Source organism: Gracilimonas halophila, from assembly GCF_042684365.1.
GTDB classification, from domain to species: domain Bacteria; phylum Bacteroidota; class Rhodothermia; order Balneolales; family Balneolaceae; genus Gracilimonas; species Gracilimonas halophila.
In genome coordinates, this window is record NZ_JBHULI010000003.1 from 65,804 (window position 1) to 82,331 (window position 16,528).

19 protein-coding genes and 1 pseudogene are annotated in these 16,528 nt (G+C 41.2%); 13 read left to right on the top strand and 7 right to left on the bottom strand.

From position 1 onward, the window contains the following. Positions 1–11 precede the first annotated feature (11 nt). The 6 genes and pseudogenes from ACFSVN_RS03025 to ACFSVN_RS03050 form a co-directional block, all read right to left on the bottom strand. Positions 12–299 (bottom strand): FmdB family zinc ribbon protein, encoded by a 288-nt coding sequence (locus ACFSVN_RS03025; RefSeq protein ID WP_390298425.1) that lies wholly within the window; start codon positions 297–299, stop codon positions 12–14. A 71-nt stretch (positions 300–370) separates the two neighbouring features. Further along, complete coding sequence (locus ACFSVN_RS03030; RefSeq protein ID WP_390298428.1) at positions 371–1,564, bottom strand: pyridoxal phosphate-dependent aminotransferase; 1,194 nt, start codon at positions 1,562–1,564, stop codon at positions 371–373. 83 nt (positions 1,565–1,647) lie between these two features. Beyond that, a complete protein-coding gene (gene coaD / locus ACFSVN_RS03035) occupies positions 1,648–2,142 on the bottom strand; it encodes a pantetheine-phosphate adenylyltransferase (RefSeq protein ID WP_390298431.1) in 495 nt (164 codons plus the stop codon). A gap of 10 nt (positions 2,143–2,152) precedes the next feature. Then, positions 2,153–2,719, bottom strand: a pseudogene (gene rsmD / locus ACFSVN_RS03040) (16S rRNA (guanine(966)-N(2))-methyltransferase RsmD); the annotation flags it as partial. Positions 2,720–2,801: 82 nt separating this feature from the next. Continuing rightward, positions 2,802–3,662, bottom strand: a complete 861-nt coding sequence (locus tag ACFSVN_RS03045; protein WP_390298434.1) for a hypothetical protein — start codon at positions 3,660–3,662, stop codon at positions 2,802–2,804. Beyond that, positions 3,662–4,135, bottom strand: a complete 474-nt coding sequence (locus tag ACFSVN_RS03050) for a hypothetical protein (RefSeq protein ID WP_390298437.1) — start codon at positions 4,133–4,135, stop codon at positions 3,662–3,664. Before ACFSVN_RS03050 ends, ACFSVN_RS03045 begins: the two co-directional genes overlap by 1 nt. Before the next feature lie 174 nt (positions 4,136–4,309). Here ACFSVN_RS03050 and ACFSVN_RS03055 point away from each other — a divergent pair, with 174 nt between their 5' ends. The 9 genes from ACFSVN_RS03055 to ACFSVN_RS03095 all read left to right on the top strand — a co-directional run bounded on the left by ACFSVN_RS03055 (position 4,310) and on the right by ACFSVN_RS03095 (position 12,782). Next, complete coding sequence (locus tag ACFSVN_RS03055) at positions 4,310–5,620, top strand: MATE family efflux transporter (RefSeq protein WP_390298440.1); 1,311 nt, start codon at positions 4,310–4,312, stop codon at positions 5,618–5,620. Positions 5,621–5,622: 2 nt separating this feature from the next. After that, positions 5,623–6,537, top strand: coding sequence for a YihY/virulence factor BrkB family protein (locus tag ACFSVN_RS03060; protein ID WP_390298443.1), 915 nt, complete (start codon positions 5,623–5,625; stop codon positions 6,535–6,537). 2 nt (positions 6,538–6,539) lie between these two features. Beyond that, complete coding sequence (locus tag ACFSVN_RS03065; RefSeq protein WP_390298446.1) at positions 6,540–7,061, top strand: SixA phosphatase family protein; 522 nt, start codon at positions 6,540–6,542, stop codon at positions 7,059–7,061. Between the two features lie 110 nt (positions 7,062–7,171). Further along, positions 7,172–7,522 (top strand): hypothetical protein, encoded by a 351-nt coding sequence (locus ACFSVN_RS03070; protein ID WP_390298450.1) that lies wholly within the window; start codon positions 7,172–7,174, stop codon positions 7,520–7,522. A 184-nt stretch (positions 7,523–7,706) separates the two neighbouring features. After that, positions 7,707–8,210 carry a Dps family protein gene (locus ACFSVN_RS03075; protein ID WP_390298452.1) on the top strand — a complete coding sequence of 168 codons (504 nt, stop codon included), beginning with the start codon at positions 7,707–7,709 and terminating at the stop codon, positions 8,208–8,210. A gap of 83 nt (positions 8,211–8,293) precedes the next feature. Beyond that, positions 8,294–8,479, top strand: a complete 186-nt coding sequence (locus tag ACFSVN_RS03080) for a CsbD family protein (protein ID WP_390298455.1) — start codon at positions 8,294–8,296, stop codon at positions 8,477–8,479. Positions 8,480–8,584: 105 nt separating this feature from the next. After that, complete coding sequence (locus ACFSVN_RS03085; RefSeq protein WP_390298458.1) at positions 8,585–9,403, top strand: mechanosensitive ion channel family protein; 819 nt, start codon at positions 8,585–8,587, stop codon at positions 9,401–9,403. A gap of 282 nt (positions 9,404–9,685) precedes the next feature. After that, positions 9,686–11,716, top strand: a complete 2,031-nt coding sequence (locus tag ACFSVN_RS03090; protein ID WP_390298461.1) for a DUF349 domain-containing protein — start codon at positions 9,686–9,688, stop codon at positions 11,714–11,716. Between the two features lie 175 nt (positions 11,717–11,891). After that, positions 11,892–12,782 (top strand): MBL fold metallo-hydrolase, encoded by an 891-nt coding sequence (locus ACFSVN_RS03095; protein ID WP_390298464.1) that lies wholly within the window; start codon positions 11,892–11,894, stop codon positions 12,780–12,782. A 15-nt stretch (positions 12,783–12,797) separates the two neighbouring features. Here ACFSVN_RS03095 and ACFSVN_RS03100 read toward each other — a convergent pair whose 3' ends face one another. Further along, a complete protein-coding gene (locus ACFSVN_RS03100) occupies positions 12,798–13,277 on the bottom strand; it encodes a hypothetical protein (RefSeq protein ID WP_390298466.1) in 480 nt (159 codons plus the stop codon). Positions 13,278–13,459: 182 nt separating this feature from the next. Here ACFSVN_RS03100 and ACFSVN_RS03105 point away from each other — a divergent pair, with 182 nt between their 5' ends. From ACFSVN_RS03105 to ACFSVN_RS03120, 4 genes are all read left to right on the top strand, one after another. Then, positions 13,460–13,795 (top strand): arsenosugar biosynthesis-associated peroxidase-like protein, encoded by a 336-nt coding sequence (locus ACFSVN_RS03105; protein WP_390298468.1) that lies wholly within the window; start codon positions 13,460–13,462, stop codon positions 13,793–13,795. A 79-nt stretch (positions 13,796–13,874) separates the two neighbouring features. Further along, positions 13,875–14,921, top strand: coding sequence for an arsenosugar biosynthesis radical SAM (seleno)protein ArsS (gene arsS, locus ACFSVN_RS03110; protein WP_390298471.1), 1,047 nt, complete (start codon positions 13,875–13,877; stop codon positions 14,919–14,921). 175 nt (positions 14,922–15,096) lie between these two features. Further along, a complete protein-coding gene (locus ACFSVN_RS03115; protein ID WP_390298474.1) occupies positions 15,097–15,678 on the top strand; it encodes a TIGR04282 family arsenosugar biosynthesis glycosyltransferase in 582 nt (193 codons plus the stop codon). 65 nt (positions 15,679–15,743) lie between these two features. Further along, positions 15,744–16,454, top strand: a complete 711-nt coding sequence (locus ACFSVN_RS03120; protein ID WP_390298477.1) for a TIGR04283 family arsenosugar biosynthesis glycosyltransferase — start codon at positions 15,744–15,746, stop codon at positions 16,452–16,454. The last annotated feature ends 74 nt before the right edge of the window (positions 16,455–16,528 follow it).

Sequence of the window (16,528 nt, forward strand, 5' to 3'; positions counted from 1 at the left end):
CCATTAACGAGTTACGATTTTACGTCCTTAGTGACATCTGGTTTTGGTGTCTCAGCTTTACTCTCATTGCTTCCGTTATCAGAAGTTTCAGCAGGAGGTGTTGAAGCTGACTTTCGTCCGCCATCTTTGTAATCAGTCACGTACCAGCCTTCTCCTTTATACACGACTCCGCTTCCACCGGAAATGATCCGCTTAACTTTCTGTCCTGTGGTTGGACAGGTTATCAGGGCATCTTCACTCATTTTTTGTACGATCTCAAAAGTGGTTCCGTCTTCTCTTTTATACTCGTATGTGGGCATTTCGGAAATGTTAAATTAGTTAATGATGAATGTTAAATGACTGATACAAATTTTGTGCCATTTATGGGTTTTCAAGACAAACTTTCCAACCCTTCTTTGAGTCGCTTCATTGCTTCTTCAAGGTCAGTCATTGAAGCAGCATAACTCAAACGTATACCGTTTGGTTCACCAAACGCATCACCGGGAACGAGGGCCAGACCGAATTCATCCAGAAGATACAGGCAGAGATCGGTAGAAGAACCAATGGGGGTACCTTCCGGTTTTTTTGTACCGATATAATGTGAAATATCAGGGAACACATAGAATGCACCACCGGGAGTAAAACAACTTACACCTTCAATGGCATTTAAGGCCTCCACCAAATAGTCACGACGTTTCTTAAACTGCTCACGCATCGATTTTACTTCATCAAGGGTGCCTTTGTAGGCAGCTTCTCCGGCTTTCTGGGAAATGGATGAAGGGGCAGAGGTCTCCTGGCTTTGGATCTTTGAAACAGCACTAACTATATCATTGTGAGCAGCAAGGTAGCCCAATCGCCAGCCGGTCATCGCAAATCCTTTTGAGAATCCATTGATCACCACCACACGATCTTTCAAATCGGGGGCTACATTCAAAATGCTCACATGTTCTTCTTCAAAAACGATGTATTCATAAATTTCATCAGAGATCACATATATATCGGGGTATTTTCTTAGTACTTCAGCTAGGCCTTCAAGTTCTTCAGCAGAATACTGAGCTCCGGTAGGGTTAGAAGGAGAGCAAAGGATCAACGCTTTGGTCTTTTCTGTGATGGCTTCTTCCAACTGAGCAGGAGTCAGTTTAAAATTATTCTCAAAGGAAGTTCGGACCGTTACCGATCTTCCTTCCGCCAGCCGAACCATTTCAGGATAAGAAACCCAGTATGGCGCCGGGATAATGACTTCATCACCGGGATCAACTAAGGCCAGAATACTAAATCCAACGGACTGCTTGGCCCCATTAGAGCAGATGATCTGTGAAGGGTCATATTCAAAATTATTATCTCGTTTCAGCTTTGCACAAATAGCCTCCCGCAATTCAGGAGTTCCCGGATTCATGGTGTAGCCGTGAAAACCATCTTCTATGGCTTTAATAGCGGCATCACAGATATGTTTTGGAGTTTTAAAATCGGGCTCTCCGGCGCTTAGGGAAACGATCGATTTTCCCTGACGCTTTAGTTCCTTTGCACGTCCGGTTACTTTAAGGGTTGCTGACGGCTGTAAATTTTGTGCTCGTTTTGAGATCATAATGACTAAAATAGTAGTGATAAAAGTGAGTAATAAAAGCGAATGGAATATAAAGGGCTTACACTAAGAAAAATAGGATCATGCTATTTGTCTTTAAACTTTTCAGTTAAAGCTTTTGCCACAATATCAGGAACAAATGAACTAAGGTCACCATCCCAGTAAGCAACTTCTTTAACGATGGAAGCAGAGATAAAAGTGAATTCTTCATCAGGCATCAGGAAGATGGTGTCAACCTCAGGTGCCAGCCGTTTGTTGGTGAGAGCCATCCTGAATTCATATTCAAAATCAGAAATTTGACGTACTCCACGCACTAAGGTATCTGCATTCATGTCCTGTGCGTGGTCAACCAGCAAACCGGTAAATTGATTTACCTCGACATTCTTAGCCCATTCCTTGTCTTTGATGCACTCCTTAATAAGCTCAACCCGCTCATCCCCGGAAAAAACGGCATCCTTTTTATTATTTACAGCAACGGTTACAATAACAGTTTCAAAAAGGTTTGTAGCTCTTTCTAGAATATCGAGATGTCCATTGGTGATGGGGTCAAATGATCCGGGATAAAGGGCAATGGTTTTCATAGGAGTGAATTTATTCTGATTCTGAATCTACCGGATGCTTCTCAAAGATGCTAACAATGGTTCGCCCGTAAGCTTTTGAAAAAGTACAGTGCGGATGATCGGTAAAATCTTTGTATTTGTCGTGTTCCAGCATCAGCCACCCTTCATCAGTAAGCCAGTTTTCAGACAGGATCTGTTCGATCATTTCATCCATGAAGGGGTAATCATAGGGAGGGTCACAAAAAATAAAATGGTGAGGGGTAGCCATTCCATTCAAAAATCGTTGTACATCGGAACAGACGATACGCATTTGGTCAGCAATGTTAAATTGAGCTGCTGTTTTCTCAATTTGCTTTACATTGTCAGCATCGATCTCCACAGCAGTAACATGCTTTGCTCCCCGTGAAATAGCTTCGAACCCTAAATTCCCTGATCCTGCAAACAGATCAAGAATAATGGTCCCTTCCATGAAAACACGGGCCTCAATGAGGTTAAAGATGCTTTCCTTGGTTCGATCGGTAGTGGGGCGTACTTCCAGTCCTTTAGGGATGTTGAAGTGTCGCCCTTTTAATTTTCCGGTAATTATCCGCATGGCGGAATGATTAGATTTTAAGGGTTAAATGTTAAATAAGATTTCACCCTTAATTTAACATTTATAACGGAGCATTTAACATTTCAAATTAAAAATCGAGGCTGAGTAGAATTGCGGGAAAAGCAGCAGCAAGATCGAATCCATAGGTTTCTTCTTCTGCTTTTACGCCAATATTTTTCAGGGAATTTAATTTTGTGATCTCAGCTGAGTCATCCCAAAACCCCTGAAGTGCCTGTTCAACATCGTAACACTGATGCCCAAAAAGATAAATAGTCTCATGAAGTCCTCGCAGCCAGCTTGAGTTCTTAGCATGTTGCAACCAATGGTAAGGAAGGTCTTCAGCTTGATCGAATGTGATATATGTAGCGGCTCTGAACTTTCCGAGCAAAAAAGAGGTGATGGAAAGTACGTTCTCATGACATCCAATCATCAAAAAAGAACCGCCGGGTTTTGCGAATGAAGACCATTTTTGAGCAATCTCAAAATCACTGTTGAAGTCGGTTGTTGCAACTTGAGTGGTTAACTCATCAAAACCTGCCATCAGATTTCGTCTGCGTACAGACAGAAATTTATATTCATTGTTATGAAGCGTATGCCAGGTGGGTTCCATATGTTCTCGATCAACGCCTTTCATCAGGATGGCAAGGTGATCTTCCCGTTCGTCGGCATTGTCATAAACTACTTTTGGGAAAACCGTCCAGCATTCATGAGCAGGGTGTGTTAAGGCGCGAACCGATTTTATGTTATGATCAGTACGGAATCGGTCGAAAGTAGAAAGGATGTGAGGAAAGTGATCTTCATGCTGTCTGGTAATGGCGTTTATGACATCAAAATTGAAGTCAAAAGAGCCAATACGAAAAAGGTGCTTGTCTTTTTCCGGATCATTGATCGAGTAGAAAAGGCGATCCGAGAAAAAACAAACACCTAAATTTGCAGAAGCGTCACCCATTAATTCCAGTTTGGTGCATTACGCATCGTAGTTCGTTCCAAACTACCAATGGAGTCATCACTTCCCGGGTCTTCAAGTAAATAGATCTGAGGACGCAGGGTGTCATTCAGAGTGTACTCGAACCTTGGGAAAGGCGGGCGTGGAGAATATACCAACGAATCCGGGTTGAATACATCAAATGTAGTACCGAAGAGGCTGTCGCCCATTGCGATCATCAAAGAATCTGTTTTGAGGAAATTCACAAGACTGTCTAACCCACCTTCAGTTGGAGGGAAGGTATCTTTACGGGTTTGGTATTGAATGAGGGCATCTTTAGCGTCAACCAATCGTTGCCGCACTTTTTCAGTCATAGCTTCTCGCTCTTTAACTTCTTGGTAAGGAGTTACAAGCGAATCATAAAGCCAGTAAGAAAGTCCTAAGATTACGATACCAAGTACTATTGTCAGAATTTTATTACGCGAATCAATATCCATGTGAAAAGCAAGTATGTTAAGTAATTAAGTTTAATTCCTAAGAAAATTTAGAGAAAGAAAATACACGCACACCCATAGATATGCAACTTTCTAGACTATTCTTAAAATATGAATTTATAATAGTTATTAAGCTTTTATTTTTAGCAGTCAAATTTAACCTAAAATACATCTTTTTTGAATCGGCAAATACTTCGTCTGGCAATACCAAATATTATAAGTAATCTTTCGGTTCCGTTACTTGGAGCGGTAGATACTGCTGTTGTAGGGCGACTTGAGCACGTTTATTATCTGGGAGCAATAGCGGTAGGAAGTATCATATTTGACTTTATCTTTTGGGGGTTCGGCTTCCTGAGAATGGGAACTACAGGAATGGTGGCTCAAGCTTATGGAGCACAAGAGGAGCGAAAAACCCGAATCATACTGTTTCGGGTTCTATTGGTAGCTGCCATAAGCAGTGCTTTTATTTTACTCATCCAATACCCGCTTATTGAAGCTTCACTTTTTCTGGTAAATGCCTCCCCTGAAGTAGAAGAATATACGCGCTTGTATTATCACATCCGCATTTTTGCAGCACCGGCTACATTGGCTCTCTTTGGATTGAACGGATGGTTTCTCGGAATGCAGAATTCCACCTATCCCATGATCGTCACTATTTTCTTAAACATTGTAAATATTATTCTGAATCTCATTTTTGTGTTCCGGTTTAACATGACTGTAGACGGAGTAGCTACCGGAAGTTTGATCGCAAGTTTCCTCGCATTGATTCTGGCTATTATACTCTACAAGAAAAAATATGGGGGTATGAAATTGAACATTAGCTTAGATGAGCTTATCGAAACACAGGAGCTAAAGAAATTCTTTTCAGTAAACCGGGATATTGTAATACGTACCCTTTGTCTCATCTTTTCCTATGCATTTTTTACCGCTAAATCTGCTGAAATGGGAGATGTGGTATTGGCCGCAAACACCATTTTACTTCAAATGTGGTATATCAGCTCGTATGGGACGGATGGATTTGCCTATGCTGCGGAAAGCCTGGTGGGGAGGTTCAAAGGTGCAAGGGATAATGAACAGCTAAAGGCTGCAGTAAAAGCAAATATGCTTTGGGGGCTTGCTCTTGGATTACTGGGTACTACAACGTACGCCATTTTTGATGCAGAGATCATCGCCCTTTTCACCGATAAGGACAATGTGATTGCAGTAGCCCTGACTGTTGTTATCTGGTTGATTGCTGCACCACTTGTAAACAGTGTCTGCTTTATCTGGGATGGAGTGTACATCGGTGCAACGGCTACAGGAGCGATGAGAAACTCTATGCTTATTGCCACTATACTGGTATTCATACCCGTATATTATGTAAGTGAACCGTTTGCGGGCATTCATGCGTTATGGATGGCGATGACAGCCTTCATGGTTGCACGAGGAGTAATACTAACACTATATGCCCCTTCCAGAATATTCGGAAGTACAGCATCAGGAACCTAGAAATGGAATTCATAAGGAACACTTCTAAAGTGATCTCAAAAGCCGTACATGGTTTTATAGAGGATAATTGCTTTCAGTACAGTGCGGCGGTCTCTTTCTATACTTTGTTTTCTCTTGCACCCATTGTTTTGATCACCGTGTACACAGCCGGATTATTTGCAGGAAATGAAAGCGTGATGGCTGAACTGACCGGTTTCTTAAATCAAACAGTCGGGGCCGATAGTACTGAAGCGGTGATATTGCTTGTAGAGACCATACAAACTGACACGAGAAACGTGCTGTATCTGGTTTTGAGTTTTGGATTTCTTTTGATCTCAGCTACTACTGTTTTTGTCCAATTCAAAGATTCCTTTAACCGGATCTTCAGGATCGTTCCAAGGAAGGAGGCCGGATTCCTAAAAATACTATTCGACAGGGCGGTATCATTTGGGATGATCCTTCTGCTGGGGTTGGCTATGATATTTTCGTTGATCGTGGATTCCGTACTGATCGGACTTTTTGATCTTCTTTCAGAAAATTATGAGTCTGTCCGAATTGTGCTGACATCATTAGGTGGAAACCTGCTTACCTTTATTATGATCTTCTTTGCCATATTAACCATGTTATACATCCTTCCGGATGTGAGGTCTCGTCGAAAGCCTTGGGTAATAGGTAGCCTGGTAACCGCCATATTGTTGGTACTTGGGAAGTTTGGCGTTGGCGTGATCATTGGGAACAGTTCATTGAATGAGTTAACCGGAGCGTCTTCATCCATAATTATTTTAATGCTGTGGGTGTACTATTCAAGTATTATTGTATTTTTTGGGATCGAATTGGTCAAAGCAATGGCTGAACGTGGGGATAAAGAAGTTAAAGCCGGACGGTTTGCCCGAAAGATGAGAATGGTGGAAACAGATGCACAAAAAAAGGAGTCCTGAACATGAAACAGATATTGTTGATGCGCCATGCAAAGTCGAGCTGGGAACATCCTGACCTCAAAGATTTTGACCGCCCTCTGGCAGACCGAGGTTTACACGATGCACCCATGATGGGAGAATTCATGCGTAACAGTAAACACAAGCCAGGCTGGGTGATCTCTTCTCCTGCGCAGCGTGCGAAAGAAACAACAATGCTAAGCATGGAGGCGGCAAAGGTAAATGAGGAACAGATCAGCTGGAATGAAGATCTCTATTTTGGAACCGTAAAGGATTACGCAGCTGCTATACAATCTACGCCGGAAGAATATGATCGTGTATTGCTGGTAGGGCATAACCCATTGATGGAACATACAGCTGGTATTTTAGCAGGGTCAGGACAAAAAGCTTCATTACGTATGCCAACTGCAGCCCTGGTTTGTCTGGAAAGCTTTGCTGAGACATGGCAATCTATCAGTCCCGATACCTGTCAGATCAAATGGATGATGATCCCGAAGATCTTGAAAAAGATAGGTGCGAGTTATTAGGTGTTAGGTTTTAGTAGCAATCCTAAAACCTATCCATTATACCTCACAATAATTCAGCTGATTTGTTATATTGGCACAGCTAAAAAATTCAACCTACACACAGACAGCAGATGCAATACCAACAAAACTTCTTTTATCTCTGTAAGATCCCATTAAGTGCTGAGGGACCGGAGCATGTCGAAATAGTCACACGCGCAGAAGACAGTGAAGACTTTCCGCGGGTATTTAAGGAATTTGAAGATCTGCGCTCTCATGCTTTCAATGATGATAAGATATACAGCGTAGTACGAGCCGATGATATTTATGAACTGGTGCGCACCAATACCGACGAGAGCGCCAAGGAATTAGCCTACGAACGGTCAGAGCAGGAGATCATTACTAACCTGCAACACCGCGTAATGCAAGATGGCGATGCCAATGCCAAAGGAATTCTTAAAGAAGTGTATGATATAGACGGATAGAAAACCTTCTTCAGATCATTAAAAATTTAAAACCCCGCACTCATATCAAGTGCGGGGTTTTTTTATGATCGATAGTCTCAATCACGCTGATTGTAAATCCTTTTAAATAATTACTTAGGGGATGGAACCGCAGTAGCTCACTTTTGTTTAGTTAGTAGAATATTCACAAAAAGGTTTCTTAATTATGAGTATTGAAACACTAAACGGAGTAAGTAAAATGGAAGTAAACATAGGAATTTCTGAAGAACACAGAGAGAAAATTGCAAAAGGGTTGTCAAAGGTATTAGCAGACTCTTATCTGTTATATCTGAAAACTCACAATTACCACTGGAATGTAACCGGTGAATTGTTTCATCAGTTGCATGAACAATTTGAAGAGCAGTACACCGAATTGGCAGAAGCCATTGATGAGATCGCTGAACGCATCCGTGCCATTGGTTTCCGGGCACCGGGAAGCTTTAAGGAGTTTAATGAGATTACTTCCATGGAGGAAGACACCGATCAGCCCAAAGCCATGGAGATGGTTAAGCGGTTAGCCAAAGCAAATGAGCAGGTAATACGAACGGCACGTGAGGCTTTAAAGCCGGCAAATGAAGCCGAAGATGAAGCCACGATCGACTTGCTCACTGAGCGGTTAACGGTTCATTCCAAAACCGCCTGGATGCTTAGAAGTCACCTTGAAGAATAAGATGCAGTTAACGGTTATTGGTTGATCGGGAATGCCCCCATTAACCAATAACAAATAACCTATAACTAAGAAAGAGAGACAGTATGAATGATCTAACACTAAAAGGAACATGGAACGAGACAAAAGGAAAACTCAAACAAAAATATTCAGAATTGACAGACGATGATCTTGCATTTACTGAAGGTAAAGAAGATGAATTGCTTGGCCGGCTTCAGAAGAAGCTCGGTAAAACCAAAGACGAGATCAAAAAAGAATTAGCCAAACTTTAAGGCTAAAAGGAACGAAGGAAGGGATAAGTCCTTCCTTTTTTTATTACATCTAATAAATACTGGTATTAATTCTCAACTGCAAAATCAGAACCACACCTTCGCATAATGGAAAACTTCAATATTACACCGGATGATATTTTGAACTTTGTTGCTACCGTTGGCCCAAAATTACTGGCCGCAATTGCAGTACTTGTTATAGGACTTTGGATAGTAAAATTGATCGTGAAAGGGGTGGGCAAAGGCTTAGATAAAAGCAACGTAGATGATGCTCTTAAAAGTTTTCTGAAAAGCCTGGTTTCAATACTGTTAAAAGTAATGGTGTACATTTCTGCACTGGGGATGCTGGGTATTGAAATGACTTCCTTCATTGCTGTATTGGGTGCTGCCGGTTTGGCTGTTGGCCTTGCTCTTCAGGGAAGCCTTGCCAATTTTGCAGGCGGAGTACTTATTCTGTTCTTCAAACCATTTAAAGTAGATGATTTTATTGAACGAGGAAGCGAGTCCGGTACCGTAGAACGTATCGATATTCTCCACACAGTTCTGAGAACCCCAAATAATCAGGTGATCACAATTCCCAACGGACAATTGGCTAATTCTCCGGTTACCAATTATTCTGCCAAAGAAACTCGGCGGGCGGTATTTCCTGTAGGGATCGGGTATACTTCTGATATGAAGAAAGCACGGGAAGTGATGTTGAGAGTTTTAAATGAAGATGAACGCACCTTGAAAGACCCGGAACCGATTGTTGTGTTGACAAATCTTGGAGACAGCTCGCTTGACCTTTCCGCACGGGCCTGGACAAAAACGGAAGATTATTGGGGCTTCTTCTGGGATAACCTTGAGAAGATGAAAGAAGAATTAGATAAGGAAGGCATTGAACTCCCATTTCCTCAACGCGATGTACACCTAATTAAAGAAGATTAATTGATCTGTAGATTTAACCTTCAGACTTCAGCAGGTAGTTATTTTGATATATACTGGCTGCCGAGAACTTTTTAGGATTACACTCCGCTAAACGGCCTAATGTATAATTTGAACTAAGTTTCATGAACCGGTAGTGCACACCTATCTGTTTGATCTAAAAAACTTTGCTGTGGTTTTGCTTTAAATTGCCAAAGATTGAGCAGATATATTATCTTAACTGATCTATCAAAGAAGGCTTCGAGCCGTTAAATCATAAAGAACTACGAGGAAAGGAAGGTTACTGTGGAGAACCTGGAGCAAAACAAGATCGATTCTGAAGAACAAGAAAAAACTAAAGAAGAAGCAAAAGACACGCCTGAGGATGTTATTTCTGAAGAAGCAGAAGCTGAGTCCGTAAAGGAAGAAGAGCCCAAAGCTGAAGAAGAGGAATCAAAACCTGATCAGGAATCAAGTGAGAAGGCAGAGGAAACTCAAGAAACCGAAGCTACACCTGAGGGAGATGCAGAGTCTGAAGAAGCTCCATCCGAGGATGATGTTGAGAAAGCTGAAGAAAAAGGTGAGCCGGAATCATCAGAGGTCACTTCAGAAGAAGCAGAAAGTGAAGATGCCGAAGATGAGTTAGATGCTGAATCTTTTTACGCTGACATTGTAGAGCGTGCAAAGGAATTGGTAGTTCAGACCGACTGGGCTTTTGTGACTACGGAGTTATCCAATCTTGCTCAAAAAGTCACGGAAGGCCCTGAAACAGCAAGCGAGAAAGGTAAGAAGCTGATCGGTGAGTTCGAGGAATTACGAGATAACTTCGAACAGAAGAAAAACGAATATTACGAAGAGCAAAACCGGAAGAAAGAAGAAAATTTAGCAAAGAAAAAGGATCTGCTAAAATCACTTTCTGAAATTATAAGTGAAGAAAAATGGTCGGCTACAAAGGAAGTAGGTAAGATCAAAGGTCAGTGGGAATCCATTAAGTTACTTCCTAAAAATGAAGTGGAAGCGTTAGAGAAACGCTTTAAAGAATTAATGGATGAGTTTGAAGATCACAAAGTAGACCGACTTGTTAAAAAACTTCAACAGGAAGAAGAAAACCTGGAATTAAAACTTCTTCTGCTTGATAAGATGGACGGGTTGGTTAAAAAGCTGGAGGAAGAAAGCCCGGATTTTGAAGAACTTGAGGATTCATTCAATAAGCTTATTTCTCAATGGAGAAAAGTTGGTCGTGTGCCCTCAGAAAAAAATCAGGCACTTTGGGATCGTTTCAATGCTGTGCAGGATACTTTTAACGAAACTCGTTTCAAGTTCGATGAAAAATATCGGCAGGTCATCGAGAAAGCTCTCGAGAAGAAGAAAAAACTGATCAAAGAAGCAGAAGCTCTGGTGGATCAGGAAAATATTGCAAAGGCTGCCCGTAAAGTGAACAAATTGCACAAAGCGTGGAAGAAAGCAGGAAACCTCCCTCAGAAAGATGAGAACGAAATGTGGGACCTGTTTAAGGCAGCTACAGATAAGTTTAATGAAATTAAGTCTGAGAACATTGATGTTCTCCGTGAACAAGAAGAGAAGAATCTCGAGAAAAAGTATGAATTGATCGAGAAGGCCAACGAAGAAAAAGACACGGATAACTTTGACCGTGGACATCAGGTTATGCAAAATCTGATGAATGAATGGAAAAAAATAGGTCCTGTTCCCCGTAAAAAATCTTCCAAGATCTGGAAGCAGTTCAAGGGAGCTATGGATGAATTCTATGACCGACGTCGCGAAGCATTTAAAGGGGAGCGGAAAGATCAGAAAGAAAATCTTGCCAAAAAGGAAGAGATTCTTGAAAAGCTTAATGAGTTAGGAAAGCATGAGGACCCGGCGCTTGCTGTTCAAGAGGCAAAAGAGCTTCAGGAAGAGTTTAAGAGCATAGGATATGTTCCCATCAAAATGAAGAACAAGATCTGGAAACAGTATCGTGAAGCCTGTGATGTGATCTATGATCGCTATCGTGCATTAGGCTCCGATCTTGGTTTGGAGAAAAAACTGGCAAATCAAGGTATTGATCCTGATACGAGAAAGGATATAATCAAGTATCAGAAAGAACGGGATAAGCTGAAGAAAGAGGTTTCCGGTATCGAAAGTGACGTGATTCAGTGGGAAGAAGCAAAAACATACTTCAAGCCAACCAATCGCGGAAATAAACTCTTAGATGAGCTTCAGGAAAAAATTGATAAAGCAGATAAATCGATCGAGGAGAAGCAAGATCGCATTACAGAACTGAAGAAAGAGATCGATCAGCTTAAGCGCAGTAGCGAAGCTGATGATGAAGAAGAGTGAAATTCTTCAACTTTTTAGTTAATAATTTTTTACACTTGTAAACACTTCGAGATATTAAAACTCACTTTCTTTCGAGAGAAAAAGTGAAATAAATTATCTGTGGCGGTAGATAGCGTTGGGGTTGTAAAGATCTTATTAAGATTGTTGCAAGTAACATTATGTAGAAACTAAAAGAGTGAGTAATTCCATAAACATAAAATTTTGGGGAGTCAGAGGCTCTACACCATGTGCAAATAGTGAAAATATGCACTATGGTGGCAATACCACCTGTGTTCAAATCGAAGTATCGGGCTTGGATGAATTACTCATATTTGATTGTGGAACAGGATTTAGAAATTTAGGTAATTCACTCATAAATTCTAATGAGCATTTGCGGGGACGGATATTTATTACCCATCCTCACTGGGATCATTTACAAGGGTTTCCTTTCTTTAAGCCTTTCTATGAAGCACAAAGCTGGTTTCGGATCTATATGCCTCCGCAGGGGGACATTGGGTGCAGCGAGATACTACAGGGACATATGTCCAATACTTTCTTTCCTGTATCCATGGATATGCTGGAAGCAGACTTAGATTGTGAAACTTTTCAGCTTGGGAAGAAACTCTTTGATGGGTTTACGGTTGAATATATGTGGGCGAGTCATACCGTGCCCACCGCTATTTATAAGATCAGTGTGGGTAACAAGAGCATCATCTTTGCTCCCGATAATGAGCTGATGGAAGATAGAGGTGATGCTACAGAAAAATTTGAGAAGGAATTCAGGTCATTCATAAAAGATGCAGACCTTTTGATACATGACGCACAATTTTCAAGAGAAGAATATCAGAATAAGATAGGGTGGGGTCATTCAGCCTGGGAAGATGTGGTAGATATTGCTGCAGAAGAAAATGTAAAGCGATTATTACTTACTCATCACGATCCAGATAATGATGATGATAAACTTTCGGACATAGAAGCAGTAATGCATTCGTATGCCAACTCAAACTTTGAAGAAATTAGTTTAGCTAAGGAAGGGCAAACTGTAAGTCTGCCCCTCACTAAAGCTGATAAGGTAAGTGTCAAATAAATAATAGGTTTAGGATCAGAAGTAATATCTGATGCCTAAAGATCCGTTCCCATCAAAATCGGTATCAGGAGCCAGGTTCAAAATGGGTACTGCTTCAACAAACAGATCCAATTGTGAGTTTGGAATAATATAGTTTAAACCAAGCGGCACTCTTACTCCTATTCGTGCATCCGGATCACTTAAAGCCAGTCGGCCACCAATTCCGTAATAAAAAGCGAGATCTCCTTCTTCAACTCCATCGATCCAGGAATGGAGAAGGTAATCCCCATGAAGGTGAATGGCATCGTTACGGCCGAAAGACCAGGCTGCTCCAAAAGCAAAGGCATTTCGATTATTATTCCAGGCTTTTATAGAAATACCGGTAGGTTCACCCAGCATAACACCAATTCCTAAATTACCGCCATTTCCGTTGGCCTGTGCCTTGGCTTCATTTGGGCTGTAGATTAGAAATCCTGTGATGATAAGTAATACTGAAAATAATTTATTTTTATTCATTAGAAATGATTTATTAGGGTTCTGTGTATTTAAATGCGAATTAGGAAGAAATTGTTTCAATTTTATACAAAATAGTGAGTTCTTGGAATGGTAGATCAATCTGATTGATCATTTATTACGTAAGATTATTATATAAGCAAACGTCAGTTACTAACCTATTATTAAAAAAAAGGAATGCCAGTATGGATGACTCTTATTACAAATCGGAAGACCTGAAAAAATTTGGCGATATCACCGAGTTTCAGGAGAAAATGGGGAACAAATTCTTTGATTATTATGGGGAAGTGTTTGAAGAAGGAGCCCTCACAAAACGAGAAAAAGCCCTGATCGCATTGGCGGTTGCACATACTGTTCAATGTCCGTACTGTATTGATGCCTATACCACCGAAAGCCTTGAGAATGGGGCGAGTGAAGAACAAATGATGGAAGCCGTACATGTTTCAGCAGCAATTAGAGGAGGCTCCTCACTCGTTCATGGAGTTCAAATGATGAATAAAGTGAAAGGTCTCTCAATGTGATCAAATCATTTATTCCACGATTTTTTTTTAAACAGTATTTATATCTCTTCCAATCTGTGAAGTTTTAGCCATTAGTATTATGAAAAGTTTACAAGCCGAAGCACATTCGTTATCAGATCCTGCAACTCAACTCGAGATCATTAATTCCCATAACGAAAAGATACGATCTCTATCAAAGTTTGAAGAGAAGCTCGGGGAGATCGACCTGTTTCCGCTAAAACCTACCGGTGTAGAGATCTTTCAAATGAATGTGGGGTATATGTGCAATATGACCTGTAAACATTGTCATGTGGATGCAGGTCCTGATCGGGAAGAGATCATGAGCAGGGAAACCTTTCAGTACTGCCTGGATGCCCTTAAGAATACGGATATAAATACCGTTGACCTGACGGGAGGTGCCCCGGAAATGAATCCGCATTTCAGGTGGTTTGTGGAGGAAGTTTCTAAGTTAGGTAAACATGTGATCGTCAGGTCTAATCTTACCATTCTGACCACCAACAAATTCAGTGATCTGCCGGAGTTTTTTAAAGAACATGGGGTAGAAGTTACATGTTCGCTACCGTTCTATAGTAGATCCAGAACTGACCGTCAGCGGGGAAAAGGAACATACGATAAATCAATTACCGCTCTTAAAAGGTTGAATGAGTTGGGGTATGGAAAAAAGGATACCGGATTAATGCTGAATTTGGTTTACAATCCTGTAGGTGCCTTTTTGCCGGGAGATCAGGGAGAGATAAAGCAGGAATTCAAAAAAGAGCTGAGCCGAAGTCATGGCATTGAATTCAACGATCTTTATACCATCACCAACTTACCCATCAGTCGCTTCCTGAACTTCCTGTTGATGACCGGAAATCTGGAGGAGTACATGGAAAAACTGATAGAGTCTTTTAATCCTGCCGCAGCAATGGGAGTCATGTGCAGAAATACGATCTCAGTGGGTTGGGATGGCCGGCTCTTTGATTGTGATTTCAATCAGATGCTGGAGATGGAGATACACGAAGATAGCGTACAGCACATCAGAGACTTCGATCTGGAGTCCTTAAATAACAGGGAGATCCTGGTGAATCAGCATTGTTTTGGTTGTACTGCCGGAGCGGGAAGCAGTTGTGGCGGAGCAACTACATGAACATCCAACAAGGAACAAAGAACATTGAATATTGAATATTGAAGTGAAGACAGCCAAGAATCAGTAAGGGCGTATCGCATACGCCCGAAGTATTTCATGTCTTTAAAGTTACTATGATCTCAAACAAACCTTAAAAACCAATTTATAAGTGTTGAAAGAAAAGCTCATAATTTTTGTGAAAAATGAAGAGGCCGGTAAGGTCAAAACGAGATTGGCCAAAACAGTCGGTGATGAAAAAGCTCTGGAGATCTACCGGAAATTATTGACATATACTCGGGACCAGGTTCAGCCGCTTAGGGTGATAAAGGAAGTATGGTATTCACGGTTCATTGAGGAGAATGACCTCTGGAGTATGGGAGATTTTAAAAAGCAGCTTCAAAAAGGTGATGGTTTGGGAGAGCGGATGTCCGAAGCTTTTAGGAGATCTTTTGAAGAAGAAAGGATGGAAAACGTTGTGATCATAGGTAGTGACTGTGCAGAATTGACTACGGAGATACTTGGGGAGGCATTCAGGCAGCTCGAAGATCATGATATTGTAATTGGACCCGCGGACGATGGGGGATATTACCTATTGGGTATGAGCAGGTTTATCCCGGCACTGTTCACCGAGATAAGCTGGAGTACCGGAGCAGTTTTAGAGCAAACGCTGGAAAAAGCTGACAAGGAACATGCCTCATACCATAAGCTGGAAGAACTGCATGATGTGGATGAGGAAAAAGACTGGGAGCTAATTAAGTACAAGTTTGAATCGGAATAAGGTATATTTCTTCAGGCGCTTATCTGACAAACCATCGAGATTATCTATTAAGGCAGCAAGAATTCATGATCAGTATTGTCATTCCCGCTTATAATGAAGAGAAGAATATTGGGAAGCTGATAGCCTACCTGAATGAGGTCACTATACCGCACAAAGTAGAGATTATCATTGTAGATGGGGGTAGCAGTGATAGAACGGCAGCAGAAGCTGAAAAAGCCGGCGCCAAGGTTTTGAGATCACTAAAAAAGGGAAGGGGGCGCCAAATGAATCTCGGTGCCGAACAAGCGAAAGGGGATGTTTTATACTTCCTTCATTCTGATACGTTCCCTCCTGAAACTTTTATAGATGATATTTCACTCGAACTGGAAAAAAGATCTTCATGTGGATGTTTTCGGCTGCAATTTGACATAGACCACAAAGTCCTGAATTTTTATTCATGGTTTACCCGCTTTGATATCGACCTGTTTCGCTTTGGGGATCAAAGTTTGTTTGTGAAGAGAGACCTGTTCCAAAAAATAGGAGGCTTTAATGAAAGCCTGATTGTAATGGAAGACCAGGAGATAGTAAGCAGGCTCAAAGATCATGCACAATTCACCATCATTCCAAAGCCGGTACATACCTCAGCCCGAAAATACGAGAGGGTCGGGGTTTTCAAATTGCAGATTATTTTTGGTCTCATATTGAGTTTGTTTTATATAGGCGCCTCACAAGAAATGCTGCTCCACTTCTATCAAAATGTTCTGCGCACAGAATTTGAAGACGGAATTGATAGTTAATGATTTCATAATAAAAGAAATTAGCAAATAGAGCTTTTAGTAAGAAAGAGGTAGTTTTTTACCCGTTCCGTATT